At 64.4% G+C, this 24,420-nt stretch carries 21 protein-coding genes and 1 pseudogene; 6 read left to right on the top strand and 16 right to left on the bottom strand.

What is annotated here, in order from left to right:
- The first annotated feature begins 189 nt into the window (after positions 1 to 189).
- A complete protein-coding gene (gene rny / locus Q0K23_RS05715; RefSeq protein WP_294519047.1) occupies positions 190 to 1,746 on the top strand; it encodes a ribonuclease Y in 1,557 nt (518 codons plus the stop codon).
- 340 nt (positions 1,747 to 2,086) lie between these two features.
- On the opposite strand, the gene Q0K23_RS05710 is transcribed toward rny, so the two are convergent.
- The gene (locus Q0K23_RS05710; protein ID WP_294519045.1) at positions 2,087 to 2,953 is read right to left on the bottom strand and encodes an NYN domain-containing protein; all 867 of its coding nucleotides are present in this window, start codon (positions 2,951 to 2,953) and stop codon (positions 2,087 to 2,089) included.
- Positions 2,954 to 3,129: 176 nt separating this feature from the next.
- Between Q0K23_RS05710 and Q0K23_RS05705 the strand changes: the two genes are divergently transcribed.
- Both Q0K23_RS05705 and Q0K23_RS05700 read left to right on the top strand, forming a co-directional pair.
- Positions 3,130 to 3,594, top strand: a complete 465-nt coding sequence (locus Q0K23_RS05705) for an RNA polymerase sigma factor (RefSeq protein ID WP_294519042.1) — start codon at positions 3,130 to 3,132, stop codon at positions 3,592 to 3,594.
- A 12-nt stretch (positions 3,595 to 3,606) separates the two neighbouring features.
- Positions 3,607 to 5,073 (top strand): hypothetical protein, encoded by a 1,467-nt coding sequence (locus Q0K23_RS05700; RefSeq protein WP_294519039.1) that lies wholly within the window; start codon positions 3,607 to 3,609, stop codon positions 5,071 to 5,073.
- Positions 5,074 to 5,122: 49 nt separating this feature from the next.
- On the opposite strand, the gene raiA is transcribed toward Q0K23_RS05700, so the two are convergent.
- The 8 genes and pseudogenes from raiA to Q0K23_RS05665 form a co-directional block, all read right to left on the bottom strand.
- Positions 5,123 to 5,671 (bottom strand): ribosome hibernation-promoting factor, HPF/YfiA family, encoded by a 549-nt coding sequence (gene raiA / locus Q0K23_RS05695; RefSeq protein ID WP_294519036.1) that lies wholly within the window; start codon positions 5,669 to 5,671, stop codon positions 5,123 to 5,125.
- Positions 5,672 to 5,800: 129 nt separating this feature from the next.
- Positions 5,801 to 6,643: a fumarate hydratase gene (locus Q0K23_RS05690; protein WP_294519033.1), complete on the bottom strand. Its 843-nt coding sequence runs from the start codon at positions 6,641 to 6,643 to the stop codon at positions 5,801 to 5,803.
- Between the two features lie 13 nt (positions 6,644 to 6,656).
- Positions 6,657 to 7,814 carry an amidohydrolase gene (locus Q0K23_RS05685; RefSeq protein WP_294519030.1) on the bottom strand — a complete coding sequence of 386 codons (1,158 nt, stop codon included), beginning with the start codon at positions 7,812 to 7,814 and terminating at the stop codon, positions 6,657 to 6,659.
- 388 nt (positions 7,815 to 8,202) lie between these two features.
- On the bottom strand, positions 8,203 to 8,655 hold the full coding sequence (locus Q0K23_RS05680) for a S1 RNA-binding domain-containing protein (RefSeq protein ID WP_294519027.1): 453 nt from the start codon (positions 8,653 to 8,655) through the stop codon (positions 8,203 to 8,205).
- 44 nt (positions 8,656 to 8,699) lie between these two features.
- Positions 8,700 to 8,975, bottom strand: coding sequence for a septum formation initiator family protein (locus Q0K23_RS05675; protein ID WP_294519023.1), 276 nt, complete (start codon positions 8,973 to 8,975; stop codon positions 8,700 to 8,702).
- Positions 8,976 to 9,207: 232 nt separating this feature from the next.
- Positions 9,208 to 9,468, bottom strand: a pseudogene (gene yabQ, locus Q0K23_RS12710) (spore cortex biosynthesis protein YabQ); the annotation flags it as partial.
- A gap of 11 nt (positions 9,469 to 9,479) precedes the next feature.
- Positions 9,480 to 9,767 carry a sporulation protein YabP gene (gene yabP / locus Q0K23_RS05670; RefSeq protein WP_294519020.1) on the bottom strand — a complete coding sequence of 96 codons (288 nt, stop codon included), beginning with the start codon at positions 9,765 to 9,767 and terminating at the stop codon, positions 9,480 to 9,482.
- Positions 9,768 to 9,831: 64 nt separating this feature from the next.
- Entirely contained in the window at positions 9,832 to 10,371 is a 540-nt protein-coding gene (locus Q0K23_RS05665) for a biotin transporter BioY (protein ID WP_294519018.1), read from the bottom strand.
- 140 nt (positions 10,372 to 10,511) lie between these two features.
- Between Q0K23_RS05665 and Q0K23_RS05660 the strand changes: the two genes are divergently transcribed.
- A complete protein-coding gene (locus Q0K23_RS05660; RefSeq protein ID WP_294519014.1) occupies positions 10,512 to 11,537 on the top strand; it encodes a biotin--[acetyl-CoA-carboxylase] ligase in 1,026 nt (341 codons plus the stop codon).
- 60 nt (positions 11,538 to 11,597) lie between these two features.
- Here the strand turns inward: Q0K23_RS05660 and Q0K23_RS05655 are convergent, their stop codons facing one another.
- Positions 11,598 to 14,312, bottom strand: a complete 2,715-nt coding sequence (locus tag Q0K23_RS05655) for a glycoside hydrolase family 3 C-terminal domain-containing protein (protein WP_294519011.1) — start codon at positions 14,310 to 14,312, stop codon at positions 11,598 to 11,600.
- Positions 14,313 to 14,555: 243 nt separating this feature from the next.
- Here Q0K23_RS05655 and Q0K23_RS05650 point away from each other — a divergent pair, with 243 nt between their 5' ends.
- The gene (locus Q0K23_RS05650; protein ID WP_294519008.1) at positions 14,556 to 15,284 is read left to right on the top strand and encodes an AraC family transcriptional regulator; all 729 of its coding nucleotides are present in this window, start codon (positions 14,556 to 14,558) and stop codon (positions 15,282 to 15,284) included.
- Positions 15,285 to 15,339: 55 nt separating this feature from the next.
- On the opposite strand, the gene Q0K23_RS05645 is transcribed toward Q0K23_RS05650, so the two are convergent.
- The 3 genes from Q0K23_RS05645 to Q0K23_RS05635 form a co-directional block, all read right to left on the bottom strand.
- Entirely contained in the window at positions 15,340 to 17,811 is a 2,472-nt protein-coding gene (locus tag Q0K23_RS05645; protein WP_294519005.1) for a cation-translocating P-type ATPase, read from the bottom strand.
- Between the two features lie 294 nt (positions 17,812 to 18,105).
- Entirely contained in the window at positions 18,106 to 18,798 is a 693-nt protein-coding gene (locus Q0K23_RS05640; protein ID WP_294519003.1) for a response regulator transcription factor, read from the bottom strand.
- Between the two features lie 63 nt (positions 18,799 to 18,861).
- Positions 18,862 to 19,878, bottom strand: a complete 1,017-nt coding sequence (locus Q0K23_RS05635) for a YafY family protein (RefSeq protein WP_294519000.1) — start codon at positions 19,876 to 19,878, stop codon at positions 18,862 to 18,864.
- A gap of 234 nt (positions 19,879 to 20,112) precedes the next feature.
- Here Q0K23_RS05635 and Q0K23_RS05630 point away from each other — a divergent pair, with 234 nt between their 5' ends.
- Positions 20,113 to 20,928, top strand: a complete 816-nt coding sequence (locus Q0K23_RS05630; protein WP_294518997.1) for an SH3 domain-containing C40 family peptidase — start codon at positions 20,113 to 20,115, stop codon at positions 20,926 to 20,928.
- A 47-nt stretch (positions 20,929 to 20,975) separates the two neighbouring features.
- On the opposite strand, the gene trxB is transcribed toward Q0K23_RS05630, so the two are convergent.
- The 3 genes from trxB to Q0K23_RS05615 all read right to left on the bottom strand — a co-directional run.
- The gene (trxB, locus tag Q0K23_RS05625; protein WP_294518995.1) at positions 20,976 to 21,881 is read right to left on the bottom strand and encodes a thioredoxin-disulfide reductase; all 906 of its coding nucleotides are present in this window, start codon (positions 21,879 to 21,881) and stop codon (positions 20,976 to 20,978) included.
- Between the two features lie 131 nt (positions 21,882 to 22,012).
- A complete protein-coding gene (locus tag Q0K23_RS05620; protein WP_294518992.1) occupies positions 22,013 to 24,142 on the bottom strand; it encodes a sensor histidine kinase KdpD in 2,130 nt (709 codons plus the stop codon).
- Positions 24,143 to 24,185: 43 nt separating this feature from the next.
- Positions 24,186 to 24,420 (bottom strand): helix-turn-helix domain-containing protein (locus Q0K23_RS05615; RefSeq protein ID WP_294518989.1); only part of this gene is annotated, 235 nt, incomplete at its 5' end.

The raw sequence follows: 24,420 nt of genomic DNA, 5'->3' as shown, positions 1-24,420 counted from the left end.
TTTTGTCGGGCACGAATTATCTTGACAGGAATGGGCGGTGGCACTAAAATAGACTAGGTATAGTTTTGAAAAGCAGCAGGGGGCGCTTTTCAATTTTTGTGCGGAATGGACAAGTAATTCCAGCTCCGCCGATGCCATGAAACAACTGACTTTATAAAATCAAGAAAGTAGGAGGTGTGTTCAGCCCTTATGGAACCCATTTGGATGTTAATTGTGGGGATTATCGTCGCGCTGCTGGTCGGCGTGCTGATAGGATTCGCTCTTGGCGTCAAGTGGCGCAAGCAGGTCGCCGAAAAGGAGATCTCCAGCGCCGAGGAAGAGGCCAAGCGGATCATTAACGAGTCCATCAAGAGCGCCGAGAGCAAGAAGCGGGAGGCGCTGGTAGAGGCCAAGGAGGAGATCCTCAAGGCCCGCAACGACTTTGAACGGGATCAGAAAGAGCGCCGGGCCGACCTGCAGAAGCAGGAGCGCAGGCTCCAGCAGAAGGAAGAGACCCTGGACCGCAAGACCGAGAACATCGAGAAGAAGGAAGAGACACTCCAGACCAAGCTCACCGAGCTGGAAGCAGCCCGGGAAGAGGTTGCCACCGTCAAGAAGACCCAGATGGAGGTCCTGGAGCGGCTGTCCGGCTTTACCGCCGAGGAGGCCAAGGCCTACCTGATCAACCAGCTGGAGGCCGAGGTCACCCACGAGTCCGCTATGAAGATCCGGGAGATCGAGGCCCAGTTCAAGGAGGAGGCCGACGCCAAGGCCAAGGAGATCCTGTCCCTTGCCATCCAACGCTGCGCAGCCGACCACGTGGCCGAGGCCACCGTGTCGGTTGTTCCCCTGCCCAATGACGAGATGAAGGGCCGCATTATCGGCCGCGAGGGCCGCAATATCCGAACGCTGGAGACCATGACCGGCGTGGATCTGATCATCGACGATACCCCCGAGGCCATTACCGTCTCCTGCTTTGACCCCGTCCGCCGCGAGATCGCCCGCATCGCCCTGGAGAAGCTGATCCAGGACGGTCGTATTCACCCCTCCCGCATCGAGGAGATGGTGGAGAAGGCCAAGCGGGAGGTGGACGCCACCATCAAGGCCGAGGGCGAGCGTGCCGTGTTTGAGACCAACGTCCACGGCCTCCACCCCGAGCTGGTCAAGCTGCTGGGCCGCATGAAGTACCGCACCAGCTACGGCCAGAACGTGCTCAACCACTCCATCGAGGTCTCCCACCTGGCGGGCCTGCTGGCCGCCGAGATCGGCGCCGACGTGACCCTGGCCAAGCGGGCAGGCCTGCTCCACGACCTGGGCAAGTCCATCGACCACGAGGTGGAGGGCTCCCACGTCCAGATCGGCGTGGAGCTGGCCCGGAAGTACAAGGAGAACGAGGACGTGGTCCACGCCATCGAGGCCCACCACAACGACGTGGAGCCCCGCACCATCGTGGCCTGCCTGGTGCAGGCGGCCGACGCTGTGTCCGCCGCCCGTCCCGGCGCCCGGCGCGAGAACCTGGAGAACTATATCAAGCGCCTGGAGAAGCTGGAGGAGCTCACCTCCTCCTTCCCCGGTGTGGAGAAGTCCTTTGCCATCCAGGCTGGCCGGGAGGTCCGCATCATGGTGGCCCCCGACAAGGTCAGCGAGGACCAGATGGTGCTCCTGGCCCGGGACATCGCCAAGAAGATCGAGGAAGAGCTGGAGTACCCCGGCCAGATCAAGGTGAACATGATCCGGGAGACCAAGGTCGTGGAGTACGCCAAGTAAATCCCACCGGAACAAGACAAACGAGGAGCGCGGCGGCTGCCGCGCTCCTTTCGGCTTGGCGGCCTTGCCGCCAAGCCTCTCAAAAATGCAGGCATTTTTGAGAGGGAATACAGCCCGCCGCAGCGCACGCGCGGAGCGCGCACGTTTGCGGGCTGAGCAGTGTTTTTTCCGAGGCGCATGTCCCCGGAAAAAACGGTTTGAATTTTATTTCGCCGCCTGGGGCGGCGAAACTCTGCCGAGGGCTGTTCCTTTCTGCGTGAGGCCGGTTTTTAACAGAGAACGAGGAGCGCGGCGGCTGCCGCGCTCCTCGTTTTTCTAGTCAGAAAAATACAAAATGTGATTACTTTCGCTGTTTATCCCGAAGGTATACGTGCTTGGTGGGATCGTCGGCGCTGGTCTGGCGGGAGACGACCTCAAACCGGCCCAGGGCCTTTACCAGCTGGGTCAGCTTGGAGTAGCCGTAGTTCCGGGGGTCAAAGTCGGGCTGCTTCTTGAGCAGCAGGTTGCCCAGCTTGCCCATGAAGCCGTAGCCGTCCTCGTCGGCAATGCTCTCCAGGGAGTCGGCGATGAGGTCCACCACCGCCCGGGGCACACCGGCGATCTCCTCAGGCTCCGGCGGCTCCTGCTGGGCCGGAGCGGATTTCTTCTTGGCCGCCTTTTTGGCCGGTTTTTTGGCCGCAGGGGCCTGGCTCTCCTTCTCCGGCTCCGGGGAGGGCTCCGGGTCCGGCGCAGAGGCCGCCAGCGCCTCCTGCCTGGCCTTTTCCCCGGCGGCCCGGATGACCTCGATGTAGATGAACTTGTCGCAGGCCACGATAAAGGGCAGGGGGGTCTTTTTCTCCCCCATGCCGTACACCTTCATGCCCGCCTCCCGCAGCCGGGTGGCCAGGCGGGTGAAGTCGCTGTCGCTGGACACCAACACGAACCCATCGCACCGGCCCGAGTAGAGCAGGTCCATGGCGTCGATGATCATGGCCGAGTCGGTGGCGTTCTTGCCGGTGGTGTAGCTGTACTGCTGGATGGGCGTGATGGCGTGCTCCAGCAGCAGGGGCTTCCAGGAGGCCATGTTGGGTGTGGTCCAGTCGCCGTAGATGCGCTTGACCGTGGGCGTGCCGTACACCGCCGCCTCGGCCATGATGTCCCGCAGGGCGGTACGGGGGGCATTGTCCGCGTCGATGAGCACGGCCAGCCGCAGATCCTGATTGTCCATGTACGATAATCTCCTCATACCAGTGTAAAAACCCGGAAACCGGGGTACGTCAGAACTTACAGCTCCAGTATAGCACAAAGCCGCCGGGGGCGGAACAGAATTCCGGCGGAAAAAGCTGGCGGCGGCGCAGCGTTTGGCCGTTCCAAAGCGTATAAAGGGTGAAAGGGGGGACGGGAATGGACCCCAACCGGTTGGAAGAGACAGTAAGGAAGTACGAGAACACCCTGTACCGGGCGGCCCTGGCCATCCTGGGGGACGCCCACGAGGCCCAGGACGCGGTGCAGGACGCATTTGTCAGGTATCTGGAGAAGGCGCCGGAGTTTGACGGCCCGGAGCACGAGAAGGCGTGGCTCATCCGGGTGACGGTGAACGGCTGCAAGAGCCGGCTCCGCTCACCCTGGCACAGGCGGCGCACAGCCCTCAGTGAGGGCCTGCCCGCCCCGGAGCCGGAGGAGAAGGCCGTGCTGGCGGCGGTGCTGGCCCTGCCCCCCAGGGACAGGGCGGCGGTCCACCTCTACTACTACGAGGGGTACAGCACGCCGGAAATCGCCGCCATGACCGGCCAGAGCGAGGGCACCGTCCGGTCCCGGCTCTCCCGGGCGCGGCAGAAGCTCAAGGCCCTTCTGGCGGATGCCCAGTGAAAGGAGTACAGCATGGAACACTACCGTTCTTATATGGACCGGGTGAAGGTGAGCCCGGAGGAGCACCGGGCCCTGATGGATGCCCTGGAGGGGAGGCGGACGCCCGTCCGGCGGAACACACCTGCCCGATGGCTGGCCGCGGCAGCCTGCGCCGCCCTGGTGTGCCTGGCGGCCCTGGGTGTCTGGCGGGCCTACCGCCTGCCCGGCGGGGACACCGGCCCCAGCCAGACGCTGGAGGAGGTCCCCCACGTTCAGAGCACCGCCGGGCCGGAGGCCACTGCCCCCGACCCGGAGAGCACGGCCCCCATCACGGCGGACCGGGACAGCGAATATGTCCTCTCACCGGAGGACCCCTTTGACGGCCAGCCCCACAGCAGCTTTAACATCCAGGGGGTGGAGTACGGAGATGCTCCTGAGATCTGCGCCTCCATCGCCTATCCGGACGGCTGGTTTGAGGAGCAGCTGACCCGGGCGCAGATGGTGGAGCTGCTCGCCGGCCCCGGGGCGGAGGACGCCCCCTGGTCCCTGTACTGGGCGGGGTACGATGTCACCGGAAAGGCCGTCTACGACGGAGAGGGCAAGCTGTGGCAGCTGTGGCTCAACGGCGTCAGCCGGAGCAACGAACACAACGGCTTCACCCTCACGGTCCGGCCGGGGGATTACCCCCTGACCGATATGATTGCCCCCAATCAGACCTCCACCGATCTCAACGGCGTCACAGTCTACGGCAGCAAGAGCGGCCGGTACGGCTGGGACGACAGCGGGGAGATGGGCTATATCTACGAGATCACCATGATGTCGGGAGACGCGGGGCTGAACTTTGAGGCCCGGCAGCTGGAGGAGGAGGACGCAGCCCTGATGTGTACCCAGGCGGCCAATACATTTGCCGGGACAAAGCTGTACCTGGACAGCCTGCTGGTCTATGACGGCGAGATCCCCGACTGGGGCAGCCAGGTGCTCACCTGGGAGGAGGCCATGGCCGACGAGAAATTCGGCGCTTATGTCCCCACGGATGTGCCCGACGGCTTCACCTTTGATGGGGCCTGGCGGGAGTGGGGCCAGAACCGGAATTACCTGTTCCTGAGATGGACCGGATATTACACCAATATTTCCATCGACATCTGGGATGCCAGCACCGTGGGAGACCTTCCCATCACCGATCCGGCGGATCGGGAGAAATACGACGTGAACCTGTACACCATCCCCTACGCCGACTCGGTGCCCGAGGAATACTGGCAGGAGTTTGGCCGCCCGGTGTTCGCCATTGAGGACGTGACACCCGAGGTGATTGCCGCCCGAATGCGCTACGTGGATGACGACAGCGGCGACGTGGACAGCTGGCGCGGAGACTTCTATGTCTACTACGAAAGCGAAAACGTGCTGGTGCGGTATGACCTGGACGGGGTCACCCCCCAGGAGGCCTATGATCTGATTCTGAAGCAATACGATACCGCCAGCATCGCACCGCAGAAACCATAATAAAAGTGGCGGCCGCCCGGAAGGGCGGCCGCCTCGCTGTATGCTGTTGTTACGGCTCGTCCACGATGAGGCCGTATCCGCCGTCGTTGCGCTTGTACACCACGGCGAAAGTGCCGTCGGCGTCGGCGTCCCGGAAGGCGAAGAAGGTGTGGTCCACCAGGTTCATCTGGAGAATGGCCTCCTCCACGGTCATGGGCCGGATGGGGAACTTCTTGGTGCGGACGATGCGGAACTCCTCCTCCTCGTCGGTGTCGGGGACAAAGGAGGAGACCTCATCCTCGTCCACAGAGCGGACGAAGGCGTCCTGGCGCAGGCGCTTCTCCAGGCGGGCCTTATTCTTACGCAGCTGGCGCTCCACAGAGGCCACGGCGGCGTCGATGGTGGCGAACATATCGGAGGTGCTCTCCGAGACGCGGATGATGGTACCGGCGGAGCGAATGGTCAGCTCTACGTTGTTGCGGTCCTTTTCGACACTGAAGACGATGGCGGCCTCCGCGTCCGCCTTAAAATAACGGTCCAGCTTGCCCACCTTCTTCTCGGCATAGGCATGCACCTTGCGGGGCAGGTTGACCTTCTTGTCTGTGAACACGAACTTCATAGTTGTCAGCTCCTTCCGCCCTTTGGGGAGGGCACTCGTTGGAAGCGGAGTGGCCCGGCTTCCTTGTCTTAATTATACCACACTACGAAGAAAAAGCTACAACAATTTGTGAACAACGGAGAGAAATGCTCAAAGTGTTACGCTGGCGTGGCGGGTGACGTGGCAGCCCAGGTTGACGCAGCAGGGCAGGCCGGCGATGTGGGTGGGGGCGGGCAGGATGGCCACCGACAGTGCGGTGGTGCGGCCCCCCAGGCCCTGGGGGCCGATGCCCAGGGCGTTGATGCGCTCCAGGGCCTCCGCCTCCATCTCCGCGTAGAAGGGGTCGGCGCTGTGCTGGTCCACAGGGCGGAGCAGGGCCCGCTTGGCCAGCAGGGCCGCCCGGTCCGACGTGCCGCCCAGGCCTACGCCCACCACTACCGGCGGGCAGGGGTTGGACCCGGCCAGGGACACCGACTCCACGATAAAGTCCAGAATCTCCTGCCGCCCGGCGGCGGGGGTGAACATCTTCAGCTTGGTCATGTTCTCGCTGCCGAAGCCCTTGGGGGCCACGGTGATGGTGAGCTGGTCGCCCTCGGTGAGGCGCAGGCACTGGACGGCGGGTGTGTTGTCCCCGGTGTTCTCCCGGCGGAGGGGGTCCCGCACCACCGAGCACCGGAGGGCGCCCTCCAGATAGCCCCGGCGGACGCCCTCATTCACCGCGTCCTCCAACAATCCGCCGGTGATGTGGGCCTCCTGGCCCAGCTCCAGAAAGACCACCGCCATGCCCGTGTCCTGGCAGATGGGCAGGCCCCGCTGGGCGGCGAAGGTGAAGTTTTCCTCCAGATCCCCCAGGATGGCCCGGCCCACCGGGGACTCCTCGGTCTCCCCGGCGGCCCGGATGGCCCCGCACAGGTCGTCGGGCAGCACGGTGTTGGCCCTGATGCAGGCATCCCGCACGGCAGTCACAATGTCGTCAAACCGGATCTCACGCATGGCAGCCACCTCCTCAATTCACCCGGACGCCGCCGATGTACACCTGCTCCACCTTGCTCTTCCAGTCCAGGGGGTGGCCGGTGGAGAGGACGATATCGGCGTCCTTGCCGGGGGTGAGAGAGCCCACCCGGCCGTCGATGCCGGCGATGACCGCCGGGTTGATGGTGATGGCGGCCAGGGCGTCCTCCTCGTCCATGCCGGCCCGCACCGCCATGGCGGCGCAGATGGGCAGGTACTGGACCGGGATGACCGGGTGGTCGGTGCAGATGGCCACCTTCACCCCGGCCTTGGCCAGGATGACCGGATTCTCCTGATTCTGGCCGCCCAGCTCCGGCTTGCTCCGGTCGGTGAGGCAGGGGCCGGTGATGACGGGAATCCCCTCCTGGGCCAGCAGGTCGGAGATGAGATAGGCCTCGGTGCCGTGGACCACCACCAGCTGCAGGCCGAACTCCTTAGCCAGGCGCACGGCAGTGGCCACGTCGTCCGCCCGGTGGGCGTGGCAGTGGACAGGCAGGGTGCCCTTCAGCACAGGCACCAGGGCCTCCAGCTTGGCGTCAAAGTCGGGCATGTCCGCCTCCGGGTCCTCGTCGGCCTTGTTCTGCTTGTCCATGTACTCCAGGGCCTTGGACAGGTTCTCCCGGATGATGGCCGCGGTGGCCATGCGGGTGACGGGGGTCTCCTTCCGCTCGTTGTACACGTTCTTGGGGTTCTCGCCCAGGGCGAACTTCATGGCCACCGGGGCGGCCACGATCATCTGGTCCACCCAGCGGCCGTTGGTCTTGAGGGCGGCGAACTGGCCGGCAATGGGGTTGGCGCTGCCCGGGCCGGTGAGCACGCAGGTGACGCCGCCGGCGCGGGCGTCGGCAAAGCAGCGGTCCAGGGCGTTGACCGCGTCGATGGCCCGCAGGTGGGGGGTGCAGGGGTCGGTGGACTCGTTGCCGTCGTCCGACTCAAAGCCCAGGGCGTCGCCGAACATGCCCAGATGGCAGTGGGCGTCCACCAGGCCGGGGTAGACGTGGCGGCCAGCCGCGTCCACCACCGGGCCGTCGATTCCCTCCGGCAGGGCGGACATGGGCCCCACGGCCACGATCTTGTCCCCCTCCACGTGGACAAAGCCGTTCTCAATGATGGGACCGTCCATGGTGTGCAGAATTCCGTTGGTGATCAGCAAAGAAATCCCGTCCTTTCGACAAAAGTAGTGTTTGACAAATATAGGAAAAAGAGTTATATTATGCTTGCAGCTCATCCAATATGCAATCCACCTCAATTCCAGCAAGGGAACTCATTCCATTCTCCCGCGCACCTTGGACGCCCGGAAACGGGCGTTCTTTTTTTGCTATGCAAAAGCATAGCAAAAACCGGCCATGTGCCGCTTCCAGCGGCACGGCCATAAAATCACAGCGCATGGGCCGGGACGGCCCATATGCGCATAAACTTCATGCGCCACAGGCATTTACCTGTTTTCGTGGTATGCGCTTGGCGCATGAAGTTTTGCGCCGGAGCGAAAAAAGCAGCCTGCCGAACCACCGGGTTCGACAGGCTGCGCGGATGCTGAGCGCTTATTTCCGGCCGCCGCGGCGGTTGCTGCTCCGCTTCTCCGTGTAGTGGAGCTCGGAGAGCTTGCTGTCCGAGGCCTGCATAAACTGCTTGAGCTTGTCCTCAAAGCTGGCGGGCTCGCGGGGGGCCGCAGGGCCCCGGCCGAAGCCGCCGGACCGACCGCCGCCGGCGGGACGGGAACCGCCCATGGGCCGGCCCTGGCCGGCGGGGCGGGGAGGAGGATCCATCGCCTTCTTAATGGAGAGGTTGATGCGGCCGTTCTCGTCAATGCCGATGACCTTGACCTTGACCTCCTGACCCTCTTTTAAGTAGTCCTTGACGTCATTCACATAGGAATAGGCGATCTCGGAAATGTGCACGAGGCCGGATTTGCCCTCGGGCAGCGACACGAACGCACCGAACTTCGTAAGACCTGTAACCTTACCCTCCAGGATAGAACCAACACCAAACTCCATACTGACCGATATATCCTCCTTAAAAATTCACCCGGCAGGATGCGCTACTCGGTGATCCGCAGGATCTTTTCGCCGGGGAGCACAAGGCCCAAAGAGTCCCGCGCGATATCCTGCTGCCGCTTGGGGTCATCGCTGTTTTCCACGGCGTCGGACAGGTCGGCGTTGACCTGGGTCTGGGCGTCCACCTGGGCGGTGAGCGCGGCCTTCTGGGCCTGGGCGTCCTCCAGCCGGCTCCGCAGATCCAGCAGGGCGATGGACAGGCCGATGAGGAGCGCCAGTACGACGATCTTGGTGAGCAGTCCCGCGCGTTTGATCTTCATAACCGGCTCCTCCTTCTCCGCGCGCCGCCCGCCTGCGGGCAGCTTGCGCCATCTCTTCGGGTATTTGCTTTATTTTATACCATCTCCGCTTATAATGAAAGTGATTTTTCGCAAGTTTTTTAATTTTTTTACTCAGGGTCCTCAGCAGTGTCACCGGCAGAAGGACAAAACGCCACAGCATGCCCGCCAGGTCGGCCAGCAGATAGCCCAGCTTCAGGGCCCAGCGGCTGAGCAGGAGGAAGTACCCGACCGCGCCCAGGAAGATGGCGCCGATGTGGAAGAGGCGGACCCGTCCGTCCCCCACGGCAATGGTGAACACGAAGAGGGAGACGGTCACCGCCAGCCAGAACAGCAGGTCCAGCGCGCCCCCCAGCAGGGGCAGGCGTACCCGGACCCGGAGCACCCGGAACAGGTCGTACAGCACCCCCACCAGGGCCCCCAGCACCAGGGCGGCGGCAAGGGAGAAGGCTTGCCCGGCCACCGAGATCTCCATGGCCCGCCCCCTCAGCGGAACAGCCGGGAGAACAGCCCGCCCTTGTCCCGGCCGCTGTCCTCATAGGTGAGGGAGTCGATCTCCCCCTCTACCTTCAGGTCCCCGCCGTCCAGGCTCAGCTTCTCAATGTGCAGGTCACCGCCCCGGACGATCAGCGTTCCCTTGGTGGTGTACATGACGATCTGGGTCTCGTCAAAGCTCTCCACCTCCTCCACGCCGGAGACCGAGAGCTGCTCCCGGCCCTCCAGGATCAGGTGGTGGGGCGCGTCGGTACGGATGGATTTTTCCTCATAGGGCATGGTACGTCCCTCCCTTTCAATCTCTGTACCATCTATATGGGAGGGAGGGACGGGATATGCCCGGTCAGGCCCGCTGCCTGGACAGGGCCGGAGCCAGCCGCCGGGCGAGGGCAAAGGCCAGGGCCAGCTTGATGAGGTCGGGCACAATAAAGGGGAACACACACCAGCCCAGCACGGTCAGCATGTCCGCCGACGCGCCGCCGGCGGAGTAGAGGTACAGAAACCACACCGAGCCGAACAGGTAGCACACCGCCAGCCCCACCACGGCGGAGCCCAGGTAGACCAGGGGTCCCTTGCCCAGCAGGGCCTCGGCGGCCCACATCACCAGGGCGATGAGCAGGAAGCCCAGCAGATAGCCGCCGGTGGTGCCCGCCAGGGCGCCGATACCGCCGGTAAAGTGGGAAAACACGGGCAGCCCCACTGCCCCCAGCAGCAGGTACACCCCCACCGCCAGGGAGCCCAGCTTGCCCCCCAGCAGCCCCACCGCCAGGAATACCCCCATGGTCTGGAGGGTGAAGGGCACTGTAGTGGGGATGGAGATCCAGGCGCAGACCGCCAGCAGGGCGGCCATGACCCCGGTGAGGACCAGATTTCTCGTCTTCATAGCAGACTCCTCTCACCCGGCGCAGGACCGGGACAGTTGTAAACTTCTGAAATAGAATAGTTTACAATTGCGGAATTGTCAACTAAAATTTGAAAACAGATTACAATCATGGTTGACGGCAGCGGTGCCCGGGGGATACAATGGAACACAAAACAGAGAAAGGGGAGAGAGACGTGCTGCGGGATCAGGTGCTGGCGCTGCTGAAACAGGGGGAGGGCCCCCTGTCCGGGGAGGCCATGAGCAAGGAGCTGGGGGTGTCCCGGGCGGCGGTGTGGAAGGCGGTGGAGGCCCTCCGGCAGGAGGGATATGTGATCTCCTCCGCCACCAACCGGGGCTACCGGCTGGAGGAGTCTCCCGACCTGCTCACCGCCGGAGAGCTGGCCGGGGCGCTGGGCGGCTGTCTGGTGGGCCGGGAGCTCCTGTGCCTGCCCACCGTGGACTCCACCAACAGCGAGGTGAAACGGCAGGCCCTGGCGGGCAGGCCCGAGGGCCTGGCGGTGCTCTCCGAGGAGCAGACCGGCGGCCGTGGCCGCCGGGGGCGGCAGTTCGAGTCCCCGGCGGGAAAGGGCCTGTACTGCTCCGTGCTGCTGCGGCCCGAGTGCACCCTGGACGAGCTGATGTGGCTCACGGCCTGGACGGCAGTGGCGGTGTGCGACGCGGTGGAGGCGGTGTGCGGCCTCCGGCCCGGCATCAAGTGGACCAACGACCTGGTGCTGGAGGGGCGGAAGCTGTGCGGCATCCTCACCGAACTGGGCATGGAGGGGGAGAGCGCCCGCCTCCAGTACGCGGCGGTGGGCATCGGCATCAACGTGAGCCAGCAGGCGGCCGACTTCGGCCCGGTGGCCGCGCCGGTGGCCATCTCCCTGGCCCAGGCCCTGGGCCGGGCGCCCCGCCGCGCCGACCTGGCCGTTGCCCTGCTGCGGGCTCTGGACCGCATGTACCGGGACTTTCCCGCCCGGCGGGACAGCTGGTACGAGCGCTACCGCAGGGACTGCCTCACCTTGGGAAAACCGGTGCGGGTGTTCCGGGGCAACGAGACCTTTACCGGCGTGGCCGAGGACCTGGCCGACGACTTCTCCCTCATTGTCCGTCGGGAGGACGGCGCCCGGGAGACCGTCAACGCCGGGGACGTGTCGGTCCGGGGACTGTTCGGGTATACGGAATAAGAGATAAAAAAGCGCGGCCCCATATATGGGGCCGCGCTTTTGCATGGATTCGGAGCGGAATTACTCCACCGCCCAGGTCTGGCAGACGGCGTAGAGGATGTTCTTGCTGGCGCGGAACAGGTTCCGGGTCATGCCGATCTGGGTGTCGGGGTTCTTGGCGGCGTCCAGAAGCTGCCCGGCGTGGGAGTCGAAGGGAGCCCAAGCGCCTACGGCGTCCAGAGACAGGTCGCCGCCGGCGTAGGACATGGCGATGGTGTCCATGTAGGGGTAGACGTGGGCGTCGGTGATGACCAGGCCCTCAAAGCCCCACTCATCCCGGAGCAGGTCGGTGAGCAGGGTGGAGTTGGCGCCCGCCCACTCAGTGCCGATGTAGTTGAAGGAGGACATGACGCCCAGGGAGCCGCCCTCCTTGATGGCCATCTCAAAGGGCTTCAGGTAGATCTCCCGCATGGCCTGCTCGTTGCACCAGGAGAAGAGCTGGTTGCGGTCGTTGGACTCGCGCTCATTGAGGGCGAAGTGCTTGACAAAGGAGATGACGCCCTTGTCGGTGGCGCCCCGGACCACGTTGGAGGCGATGATGCCGGCCAGGAGGCTGTCCTCGGAGTAGTACTCAAAGTTGCGGCCGTTGAAAGCAGTGCGGTGGGTATCCATGGCGGGGGCGTACCAGCCGGCATAGCCGTTGACCTGGGCCTCGCTGCCCGCGCTGGTGCCCATCATGTAGGCGATGTCCTCGTTCCAGGAGGAGGCGGTGACCACCGGGCAGGGGTAGGTGATGCCTGCGGCGTCGGTGCCCATGATGGCGCCGGAGTAGGTAGAGGCGCCCACGCAGACGGAGCCGTCGGGGGTGCGGGTGAAGGGCACGCCCAGCCGCTCCAGGCCCTCAATGTGCCAGGCGCCGTTGCCGGAGAGTAGGGCCATCTCGTCCAGGGTCAGCTGGGAGACGAACTCGTCCCACTTGGGGTCGTCCTTGGCCACGCCCTTCATGTCGGAGAGCATGATGGGGGTGTCCAGGGTCACGCCAACGGCGGGCAGGTCGGCCTCGGTCAGGCCCAGCTCCGCGTCGGTGGGGATGGAGCAGCCGTTGATGGCGTCCAGAACGGCCTGGGAAGCGGTGAAGTCCTCCTCCTTGGGGCCGGTGAAGGCGCGGCTGTCCTGGTTCCACTCACGGGTCAGGAAGTCGTCGGGACCCATGGCGTCGTCAAACAGGTTGGTGACGGACACCAGATCACAGGAGCGCTTGCCGTCGTTGGCATCGTTGTAGATGATGTCGTCGGCCAGGCTCCAGGTCTCCTGGTCCACCACGTCGTGGGAGTTGTTCCGCAGGGAGATGATGTAGTCGCCGGCCTCCAGGGTCCAGGCCTGGTTGGTCTTGTAGTCGTAGGAGGCCATGTCCTCCACGTTGAATTCGATGGAGTAGTATTCGGTGGCGCCGGGCTCGATCAGGTTGGTCTTCTTGAAGGCCACCAGATTCACCGTGGACTTCTCAATGGCGCCGGTGTAGGGGGGATTGTAGTAGATCTCCAGCACGTCCTTGCCGGCCACGTCGCCGGTGTTGGTGACCTCCACCCGGACGGTGATCACGCCGCTGTCCTCGTTGATGGCCATGATGTCCTTGTCAAAGGTGGTGTAGGACAGGCCGGAGCCGAAGGGGAACATGACCTCGCTGTCGTAGTCATAGCTCTCGTCGGTGTCGTTGCGGGTCTCAAAGTACTTGTAGCCCACGTAGATGCCCTCGCTGTACTGAGTGAAATAGCCGGCGTCATCGGGGGCGTTGGTGTAGTGGTAGCTGTTGGCGTTCCAGGTGCCGTCGGACTCCAGCTGGAGGTAGTTGTTGGCGGCGGGAGTGGCTAGGTTGTCCACAAGCCAGGTGTCAGCCAGGCGGCCGGAGGGGTTCACCTCGCCGCTGAGGATGCGCACCAGGGAGTGGATGCCCGCCTCACCGGGGTAGCCGATCCACAGCACGCTCTTGATCTGGGGATAATCCCGCAGGAAGTCCAGCTCCATGGCGTTGGCGGTGTTGAGCACCAGGATGACCTTGTCGAACTTGGAGCACACCGCGTCCACCATGGAGGCCTCGTCCTCGGAGAGCTGGAGCAGGGAGGGAGTGAAGTCAAAGACCTCGCTGCCGCCCCGGCCGATGAAGATCATGGCCACGTCGGAGTAGTCGTAGGCGTGGTCCAGGATGGAGCGGCCGTCGTCATAGAGGGAGGTGTCATTGAGGACGGCGCCGGGCACGTCGGGGACGGTGATGTTGCTGGGCTCGGTGATGAACTCGGAGGCGCTGCTGTTGCCCGGGGCGGAGGTGGGGGCAATGGAGGCCTTGCCGGTCTTGTAGTAGTTGTAGTAGAGGTTGAGCAGGTCGGGGTTGAGCTCGTAGTTGCCCTCGGCCATGGCGTCCTCCAGACGGACGCACTTGTCCACCACGGAGGCGGCAGAGCCGCCGGCGTTGTACACCAGCTGCACGGCCCGCATGCCGAACACATTGACCTTGGTCTTGTTCTCGGCGGAGGTGGCCAGGGGCATCAGGTCCTCATTGTTCTGCATGAGGACAAAGCCCTCGTCGGCAATGGTCTGAGAGGTGTCGCTGGCGGAGGTGTAGGACATCTGCTGCTCAGGGGTGTCCGCCTTGAACTTGGACAGGAACCAGTAGCCAGAATTGGTGATGACAAAGGCGTAGACCAGAACGGCCGCCAGCAGCACCACTACGGCAATGGCCACACCGATGCCGATTTTGGCGCCTTTGCTCAGGGGCTTTTTTGCTTTCGATTGCTCCATTTTCATTTCTCCTTCCTTTTTCCTGCGCTGTGTTCGCGCACGCTGCAGAAAAAATCATACCGGTGAGAATAAAAAATGGATACATGATTTCTACGGTTAATATACGAAATCTACTTTACATTCTAAAATGTCCATATATAATAAAAATAGAAAGAAAAAATTGTTGAAAATGGAGGGGACAATATAGAAATAATGGAAACAGAGGAGAAAAGATACACCACACCGCCGGAGGTGGAAGCTGTCATGGACCGGCTCATGGCCCAGCGGCGGGAGAGCCTGGAGTTCCACGAAAACTACAAAGACGAGACCTTACAGTTTCTCTATGTCAAGGGGGGAGAGCCGGAAAAGCTGGCCCAGCTCTTCCGCAGACATCATTATGGACGCAGCTCGGGTATGGGCTTGATGGCCCAAAACGATCTGGATCAGTGGCGCTGCGCCTTTATCGTGGCGGTGACCCTGTACACCCGCTTTGCCATCGAGGGCGGGCTGGACCAGGAGGTTGCCTACAGCCTCTCCGACGCCTATCTCTATGTGGTCCACCGGATGGATGACCCGGAGGCGGTGTACAACATGTTCCATCAGGCCGGGCTGGACTTTGCCGCCCGGGTGCGGGAGAATCGGCTGTCCTATGTGCCGGCGGTGCGGGAGTGCCGGGACTACATCTCCAAGCACCTGCACTTCAAAATTTCCGTGGCCGAGCTGGCGGCGCACTGTGGTCTGTCCCCCAACTACCTCTCCACCCTCTTTCACCGCCAGATGGGCATGACGCTGAAGGAGTACATCCTGGGGGAGAAGCTGCGGGCTGCCCGGTATCTGCTGCTGACCACCGATATTACCGTGGTGGAGGCGGCGGTACAGTTTGCGTTCCCATCCCACAGCAGCTTCGCCCGGGATTTTCAGAAGAAATACGGCCTTCCGCCCGCCAAATACCGCTGCCAGCAGCACAGCGCAGCCTGGGATGCCATGTACTGACAGAAAAAAGCTCCGGAACGAGAAGCCGTTCCGGAGCTGAATTTTTACAGTTGATTTACCCGTCCTCGGGCAGCACCTTGAGGCGGCTGCGGGCCCGCAGCCGGGCCACAAAGGCCCTGTGCACCAGACTGCACAGCTCCATCGCCTTGAGCACGGCCTTCTGGCAGGGCACGGCCAGCAGCAGAAGCACGCAGAACACCAGCCCGGTCTGGAGGGTCAGGGGCTCCAGGGAGAAGAGGGAGCCGAACCACCCCACACACACCACCATGGAAATGGTCATGGCCCCCCACAGCACCTTCCGCTTCCAGTCGAAGGGGCGGCACACGTAGAAGAGGACGATCAGACCGTTGAAGGCCATGAGCATGGCGGACACGGTGGACAGGGACTGGGTGGAGAAGGAGAAGGCGTAGGCAAAGGCCTCTGCCCCCAGCACCAGAAACAGGTTGGTCAGGCCGCCGGGGCAGGCCTGCTTGAGCACGTTGGGCAGGAACCGGCCCTTGACGATGGCCCGGTTGGGCTCCAGGGCCAGGAAGAAGGAGGGGGCGCCGATGGTGAGGGCGGAGATGAGGGAGAGCTGGAGGGGCACAAAGGGGTAGGGCATGGCGGTGGCGAAGATGGTGATGAGGGACAGGAGGAAGGAGAAGATATTCTTCACCAGGAACAGGGAGGCGGCCCGCTGGATGTTGTTGATGACCCGGCGGCCCTCCAGCACCACCTGGGGCATGGAGGCGAAGTTGGAGTCCAGCAGCACCAGGTGGGCGGCCTGGCAGGCGGCGTCCGACCCCGAGGCCATGGCGATGCCGCAGTCCGCGTCCTTCAGGGCCAGCACGTCGTTGACGCCGTCCCCCGTCATGGCCACCGTGTGGCCCGCCTTTTTCAGGGCCTGGACGAACTTCCGCTTCTGGCTGGGGGTCACCCGGCCGAACACGGTGTACTGCTCCACCGCCCGGGCGATGTCGGCGTCCGACTTGAGGGTGGCGGCGTCCACATACTGCTCCGCCCCCTGGATGCCCGCCTGGAGGGCCACCTGGGACACGGTGACCGGGTTGTCCCCCGAGATGACCTTGACCGCCACGCCCTGCTGGGCGAAGTACCGGAAGGTGTCGGGGGCCTCGGGGCGGATCTTGTTGGCGATGCGGATGAGGGCCATGGGGGAGAGCGTCCCGGTGAGCCTGCCGCCGGTGATGGGGCCCTCATGCCTGGCCAGCAGGAGCACCCGCTCCCCCTTGGCCGAGTACTCCTCCACCGTCTCCTGCAGGTCGGCGTACCGCTGGCCCATGACGAATTCCGGCGCGCCCACCACGTAGGTGCCGTGGCCCACAAAGGTGACGGCGCTCCACTTGGTGGCCGAGGTGAAGGGGATCACTTTGTCCGCCTTCCACACCGATTTGCCGGAAAACCGGGCCTTGAGGGCCTTGGCGGTGTCGTTGTCGGCGTCGGTGGAGGCGTAGAAGGCGTTGAGGGTGGCCTCCACCGTCCGGACGGGAAAGAGCTCCTCATCCAGGGGCACCAGGCCGGCCACCGCCATGCCAGGCTCGGTGATGGTGCCCGTCTTGTCCACGCAGAGCACGTCCACCCGGGCCAGAGTCTCGATGGAGCTCATGTCGTGGACCAGGGTGCGCTTCCGGGCCAGCCGGAGCACGGACACCGCCAGGGCCACGCTGGTGAGCAGGTAGAGCCCCTCGGGGATCATACCGATCAGGGCGGCCACCGTGGAGGTCATGGCGTGGCGGATGCCGGTCTCCAGGAAAACGTACTGCTTGACGAACAGGGCCACCCCCATGGGGATGAGGGCGATGCCGATGACCCGGATGAGCTTGTCCAGGGAGCGCATCATCTCGGACTGGCGGGGGGCGTGGCCCTTTTTGGCCTCCAGGGTGAGGCGGGCGGCGTAGGACTCGGCGCCCACCCGGGTGAGCACCGCCCGGCCGCTGCCCGCCACCACAAAGCTGCCCGACAGCAGCTCGTCCCCCGCCGCTTTGGGGATGGCGTCCGGCTCGCCGGTGATGAGGGCCTCGTTGACCTGGAGATTGCCCGAGACCATCACCGCATCCGCCGGGATCTGGCTGCCCGCCGAGAAAACCACAATGTCGTCCCGCACCAGCTTGGCCACCGGCAGGGTGACCGCCCTGCCGTCCCGCACCGCCGTGGCCTTGGGTGCGGAGAGCAGGGTCAGCTTGTCGATGGTGTGCTTGGACCGGATCTCCTGGACGATGCCGATGAGGGTGTTGGCAATGGCGATCACCAGAAAGAGCATGTCCCGGAAATCGCCCACCACCGCCAGGCACACCGCCAGCACCACGAAGATCAGATTGAAGAAGGTGAGCACATTGTCCCGGATGATCTGCTTCTCCGCCTTGGTGGGGGCCTCCACCGGGGTGTTGGCATACCCCGCCGCGGCCCGTTCCGCCGCCTGGGCGGAGGTGAGCCCCTGCTCCGGGTCGGTATGGGCGGGGGAGATGGGCCGCCTGCTCTGTGGGGGCGGGGCCTGGACGGCGGCGCCCCCGGTGTGCTGCTGTCTGTTCATTCCTCAAACGCCTCACAGCCGCCTCCGGCCTCCGGGCCGGAGCGCAGAATGGTAATCTGGTGCAATGGGAATATAATATGGAATATATTCTAACCGGGAAGACAGGGGAAATCCAGTAAGATTTTTTTAACGTTTTATAAAAAAGCGCACAATGCCTTTTTACGCACCCGGGGACAGGCAGTTCAGGCCCACGGAGGTCCATGGGAACGAGTTGGAAGTCTGCGGAAGGCAGAGTATAAAAATCAGCCTGCCGCAGGGTGCGGCAGGCTGACAGCGGCTTTTTCCCCGCCGGACTCACGAAAAGCGGCCGGGCGTATCGTCAAAGCGGTACCCCACCCCCCGGAGGGTGACGATACACTGGGCGTAGGGGCCGATGGCACGGCGGACCTGCTTGATGTGGGTATCCAGAGTGCGCTCGCCCCGGGGACGGTCGGCGCCCCACACAGTCTCCAGCAGGACCTGGCGGGTCATGGCGGTACCCGGGTGGGAGACCAGCTGGAGGAGCAGGTCGAACTCCTTGGGGGACAGGTCCACCGGCCTGCCGTCCACCGACACCCGGCGGGCCGCCGGGTCCACCACCAGGCCGCCGGTGCCCAGGGTGGGGGCGTCGGGGGCGGGGACGGGCCGCCGCCGCTTCAGCAGGGCGGCCACCCGGTAGATCAGTTCACGGGGAGAGAAGGGCTTGACCATATAGTCGTCGGCGCCCAGCTTGAAGCCCCGGATCTTGTCATGCTCCTCCCCGCGGACCGAGAGCATGAGCACCGGTATGTCGGAAAATGTACGGATGGCGCGCAGGACCTCGTAGCCGTCCAGACCGGGGAGCATGATATCCAGGACCACCAGATCGATGCCGCCCTCCCGGCAGCGTTCCACCGCGGCGTGGCCGTCGGCGCACTCGGCGATCTCATAGCCCGCGTGGCGGGCGTGCTTTGCCACAAGGGCCCTCAGTTTATCCTCATCATCCACAATCAAAATACGTTCTGCCATGGAGATGTCTCCTTTCCGTGAGAAGTCGCCTGGGACAGGACAGGGAAAGAAAAAACGTCTTGCTTACAGGGCGCCCGCCTCCGCCGGCTGGGCCGGGGTCAGGGCGTCCTCCGCGCTGTGGAGCTGAGCGCGGAACTCATCCACCGCCCAGGCGGGGGACAGCAGCTCTGCGCCCGCCCCCAGGCCGAAGAGCCAGCCCAGGAACTGGGGGCTCACCACCGCCCGCACCGTGACGGTGAAGTGGTCGTCCCCGTCGGGCACCAGGATCACATCCTGCCCGAACCGGTCCAGCACCACCCCTACCAGGTGGTTCCGGCAGCGGAGGGTCACCTGGGCCTCCCGGCCGCTGAACATGCCGAAGTGCTTCTGGGCGTAGGTGGACAGATCGAAGTCCCGGCAGCTGTCGTCCCCCAGGCGGGGCAGACAGGTCACGGCCAGTTCGGCCATCTTGTCCACCCGGTAGTGGCGCATCTCCCGGTGGAGGTGGTCGTAACCGGCCAGATAGTAGTTCTCGTTGTCCCAGATCAGCCCGTAGGGGCTCACCTGGTAGCGCCGCCCGTCCCGGCGGAACACCTTCTCCTTGCGCACGTTGTACTCGAAGTACCGGAATGTCACCGATTTGCCGGTGGCAATGGCGCTGTGGAGCTTGTCGATGTTGTAGTACACGCTCTCGTTCATGGCCTTTACCCGGCCGGACACATAGACCTGCCGCTGGAGCGAGCGGGCCTGATGGCGGCTGGTAAGGCTCTCCAGCTTGTGGATCAGCGCGTCCGACTTGCGCCGGGTGATGAATTTGCAGGACTGCACCGCGTCTACCAGCAGCTTCAGCTCGGCCAGCTCAAACAGCCGGCCGCCGATGAACCAGCCGGGGGATTTTCCCTTCCGGCTCTGGACGTCCAGGCCCAGCTCCCGCAGGGCGTCCATGTCGTCATAGATGCTCTTGCGCTCCGCTCCCACCTCATGGGCCTCCAGCGTGCTGATCAGCTGCTGGACGGTCATGGGGTGGTCCTCGTCGGTCTCCCGGAGCAGAGCCCGTTCCAGCAGCGGCAGTTTGAGCTTTTGCTTCGCGCCTCTCGCCATGGCACATCCCCCCTTTCCATTCCATCATAGCGCAGAATCTGTACGATAAATCGGACTTTCCGGAAGCATACCATATTTTCTATGTACTGCCAAGGTACACAGGATAATAAAAGGAAAAATTTTGAACGATTTCCGGCCTTTTCGCCCGGCTTTACAGGGAATAGAATCTGTGTTACCCTCGTATTGATAGAGGGACCGCCCACAGACGGCGGGGAAGCGAGAGGAGGATGGAGCATGCGCGCAGTTGTGACGGCGGCCATCTGCCCGCTGATGAGCGGGCCGGCGCTCCAGTGCGAGCGGGCGGACGAGGCTCTGGGGGGCATGATCGTGGAGCTCCTGGAGGACACGGGCACCGGGTGGCGGCTGGTGCGCACCCACTACGGCTACACCGGCTACGCACCGGAGGCGTGCCTCCTCTTCGGCGAGGAGACGGCGGCGCGCTGGGCGGGCCGGGAAAAGAAGGTGGTGCTCCGTGGGGCCTGCGATGTACTGGCCTGGCCCGACGTGGCCGCCTGGCCGGTCACCTCCCTGGTGCGGGGGGACCTGGTGTCCCCGGAGGGGGAGGAGAAGGACGGCTGGCAGCGGGTGCTGCTGCCCGACGGCCGGGAGGGCCACATCCGGGCCGGTTTTCTGGGCCGGAGGTACACCGCGCCCGTCTATGAGGACCAGGAGGGCATGCGCTCCGCCCTGGTGGACGCGGCTCTGGCCTACCGGGGCGCCCACTACCGCTGGGGCGGAAAGACCCCCATGGGCATCGACTGCTCCGGGCTGTGCTCCATGGCCTACATGCTCTGCGGGGTGATCATCTGGCGGGACGCGGCCATCAAGGAGGGATACCCCGTCCGGCCCATCCCCAGGGAGCGGATGGCGCCGGGGGATCTGCTCTTTTTCCCCGGCCATGTGGCCATGTACCTGGGGGATGGCCGGTACATCCACGCCACCGCCCGGGCGGGGGATGACGGCGTGGTCATCAACAGCCTCCGCCCCGGCCACGCCGACTACCGGGCCGACCTGGCCGGCAGCCTGACGGCGGTTGGGTCCATATTTTGAGCAGACAGCGCACCGCCGGAACAGGCAAGTCCGGCGGTGCGCTTATTTTATTGGGCGGACTGGAGATAGCGCCCGGCCTGGGAGGCGGCGGCGGCCCCGTCGGCGGCGGCGGTGACCAGCTGGCGCAGGTCCTTGACTCGGGTGTCCCCGGCGGCAAAGATGCCGGGCACGTTGGTGCGGGTGTCCTCGCCCGCCACGATATAGCCCGCCTCATTCAGCTCCAGAGGCGGAGAGAAGACCTGGTTGTCCGGGGCCAGGCCCACGGCGGCGAACACGCCCGCTACGGGCAGGGAGCGCCTGCCCTCCGGGCCCTCCACCAGCAGGGAGGACACGGTCTGCTCGCCCTGGACCTCCAGCACCTTGTGGGACAGGAGCACGTGGATGTTGGGCGCGGCGGCCAGGGCGTCGATGAGATGCCGCTCCGCCTTGAAGGAATCCCGCCGGTGGACCAGGTACACGTTGGGGCAGATGTTGGCCAGGAACAGGGCGTCCTCCAGGGCGGTGTTGCCGCCGCCCACCACCGCCGTGTCCCTGCCGCGGAAGAAATTGCCGTCGCAGGTGGCGCAGTAGCTGACGCCCCGGCCGGCCAGCCGCTCCTCGCCGGGCACCTCCAGCTTCCGGCGGCGGACGCCGTTGGCGATGATGACCGTCCGGCCCTCGTAGGCGCCCACGCCGGTGGTGACGGTCTTGTGTGTGCCCTGGTCGGCCAGAGCGGCCACCCGCTCAAAGCGGATGTCCGTGCCCAGGGACTGGGCCTGCTCGTAGAGGTTCATGGCAAAATCCGGCCCGGAGACCTGCTTACTGCCCGGCCAGTTCTCGATATCCGGCGTGGTGGCCGCCTGGCCGCCGGGGGTACCGCCCTCCAGCAGCAGGGTGGCGTATCCGGCACGCCTGGCGTAGATGGCGGCCGTCAGGCCCGCAGGGCCTCCGCCGATGATGATGACGTCGTACATAAGTTCACCTCATAATGAGAATTATTCCTGTTAAGAATATTATACTATATCACAGAGCATTTGAAAAGAGGCATCCGGCGAAAAAGCGAAAAAATTTCCGGCACGGGATATTGTCCCGTGCCGGAGATGCTTTATGCGCTGTGGTCCAGGGAATCGGGGGCCTGTTCCGGTTCGGCGGGCTGGCCGGAGGCGGGCTCGGGCAGAGCCACCGCCTGGGGGAAGGACACGGCGGCCTTGAATAGGTCCCCGTCGATGTCCAGCCGGAAGGTGCCGCCCTGGAGCTCGGTCAGGCTGCGGGCGATGGACAGGCCCAGGCCGGAGCCCTCGGTGGTGCGGGACTCCTCCCCACGGACGAACCGCTCCATCAGCTGCTCCGGGGGGATGTTGAGCTGCTGGCGGGAGATGTTCTTCACCGACAGGGTGACCATGCCCTCCCAGCACGTCACGTCCAGATAGATGCGGGTGCCCTCCAGGGCGTACTTGCAGCAGTTGGAGAACAGGTTGTCGATGACCCGCCACAGGTGGCGGCCGTCGGCCCAGATGAACAGCTCGTCGGCGGGCAGGGTGGACACCGCCGTCAGGCGGCAGGCCTGGAACCGCTCCTCATATTCGCCCAACGCCTGGCCCACGAACTGGATGATGCCCAGCCGCTCCAGGCTGACGGGCAGGCTGCCCGTGGAGGCCTTGCTGGCCTCTACCAGGTCCTCGGTCAGCTTTTTCAGCCGCTGGCTCTTCCGGTCCAGCACCTCCAGGTATTCCAGTGCCTTGGGGTTGTCCAGGGGCTCCTTTTTCAGCAGGTCCACATAGTTAATGATGGAGGTGAGGGGGGTCTTCAGGTCGTGGGACACGTTGGTGATGAGCTCGGCCTTGAACCGCTCCGACTGCATCCGCTGGTCCACCGCCGCGCTCACCGCGGCGCCCAGGTCGTTGAGCTGCTCGGCGTGCTCCCGCAGGTCCCGGTACATGCCGGCGGTGTTGATCTTGGCGTCCGGATTGCCCCCCACGATCTCCGCCGTGCCCGCCCGGATGGTCTTCCACTGGCGGGTCCACCGGCACAGGCACCAGAGCACAAAGCCCTGGTACACCGGGATGAGCACCACGGTCAGGCCGGTGAGCAGGGTGCCCAGCAGGTAGAGCAGGAAGAGAGTCACGGTCCGGCGGCTCATGGTCCAGCCGTGGACCATCCGGGACAGACCGTGGACCATGGCCCTGAGCATCCGCCACAGGAGCATGGAGCGCAGCAGATTGTGGTTTTTCAGGCGGATGGCGGTGGTCATCAGCAGGCCCAGGGCGAGGGCGGCCCCCGCCATGGCAAACACAGCCAGGCCCGCCAGCACAAAGAGCCGGGTGTCGCCCTGGTTGTACACAAAGGACACCTGGTCTCCTGCGGAGAGCAGGGCGGCCCCCAGGAAGAAGTCGCCCAGCAGGTAGACGTCGTAGGGCACCCGCTCCTGCCAGGTCAGGAGGACGGAGCCGTCCTCCTGCCGGCGGCAGCAGTCCATCAGCAGGCTGCGGACGCCGGCCAGGCTCAGCAGGCAGAGGATCAGGGCGGCAAAGGCCACATAGGGCAGGCGGCCCTGGAGGTTGACATAGGCCACCCGGCTCTCCGAGTACCGGTCGGAGACGGCCATGGGGCTGGCGATGCCCGCCTGGACCACCAGCTCCTCCCGCTGGATGCGGGTGTCAAAGCTGCTGTTGTAGTCGGTGAACTCCTCCCCGTCGGAGTAGTAGCCGTACTCGTTGTAGGACTCCGGGTTGGAGGTCGGGTTGCAGGCTACATAGCCGTCCTTGGTCCGGACCATGAGCAGGGAGCTGCCCCGGTAGTGGTCCTCGTTGGCCAGCCCGTCCCCCTGGGTGTAGACCACGGAGCTGGTGATCTGCATCCCGGTGCTGCCCTCCAGGGACGCGCCATCCAGGTTGGTGGCCAGCAGGGCGCCCGACTGGTCGTGGACCTGGTAGCGGAAATTGGTGTTTTGGGCGGACAGCCGCTCCTGAAGGCCGCTGAGCTGCTGCTCCTCCAGGTAGGACAGGTCCCCGGTCCACTGCTCCCGCAGCAGGAGCTCTATCAGCTGCTCCACCTGGTTCAGGTCGGAGTACATGTCCTCCCGGGCGGTGTTGCTGTTGTAGTAGTCGCCGCCGGTCCACAGGTCGTCCCAGTTGGCGGCGGTGAGCAGGGTGGTGAGCAGAGCCGCAGCCAGCAGCACCATGGTCAGGAGGAAGACCCCCACCCGGTTTACCGGACTGGAATTGAGGCTTCTCACAGAAATCAGCTCCTGTCAGTTGATTTACCGGAGAAGCCGGGGTTTACAGCTTCTCCATCTTATAGCCCAGGCCCCACACCACCTTGATGTACCGGGGGTTGGCCGGGTCGATCTCGATTTTCTCCCGCAGGTGGCGGATGTGCACCGCCACCGTGTTCTCCGAGCCCAGGGAGGGGTCGTTCCACACCTGCTCGTAGATCTGGCTGGTGGAGTACACCCGGCCGGGGCTCTTGAGCAGCAGCTTGAGGATGTTGTACTCAATGGGGGTGAGGGACACG

Origin of the sequence: uncultured Pseudoflavonifractor sp. (assembly GCF_944387275.1) — a bacterium.
Lineage (GTDB): Bacteria > Bacillota > Clostridia > Oscillospirales > Oscillospiraceae > Pseudoflavonifractor > Pseudoflavonifractor intestinihominis.
The sequence above is the reverse complement of the archived record's forward strand: the minus strand, read 5'-3'. Positions and strand labels throughout refer to the sequence as shown.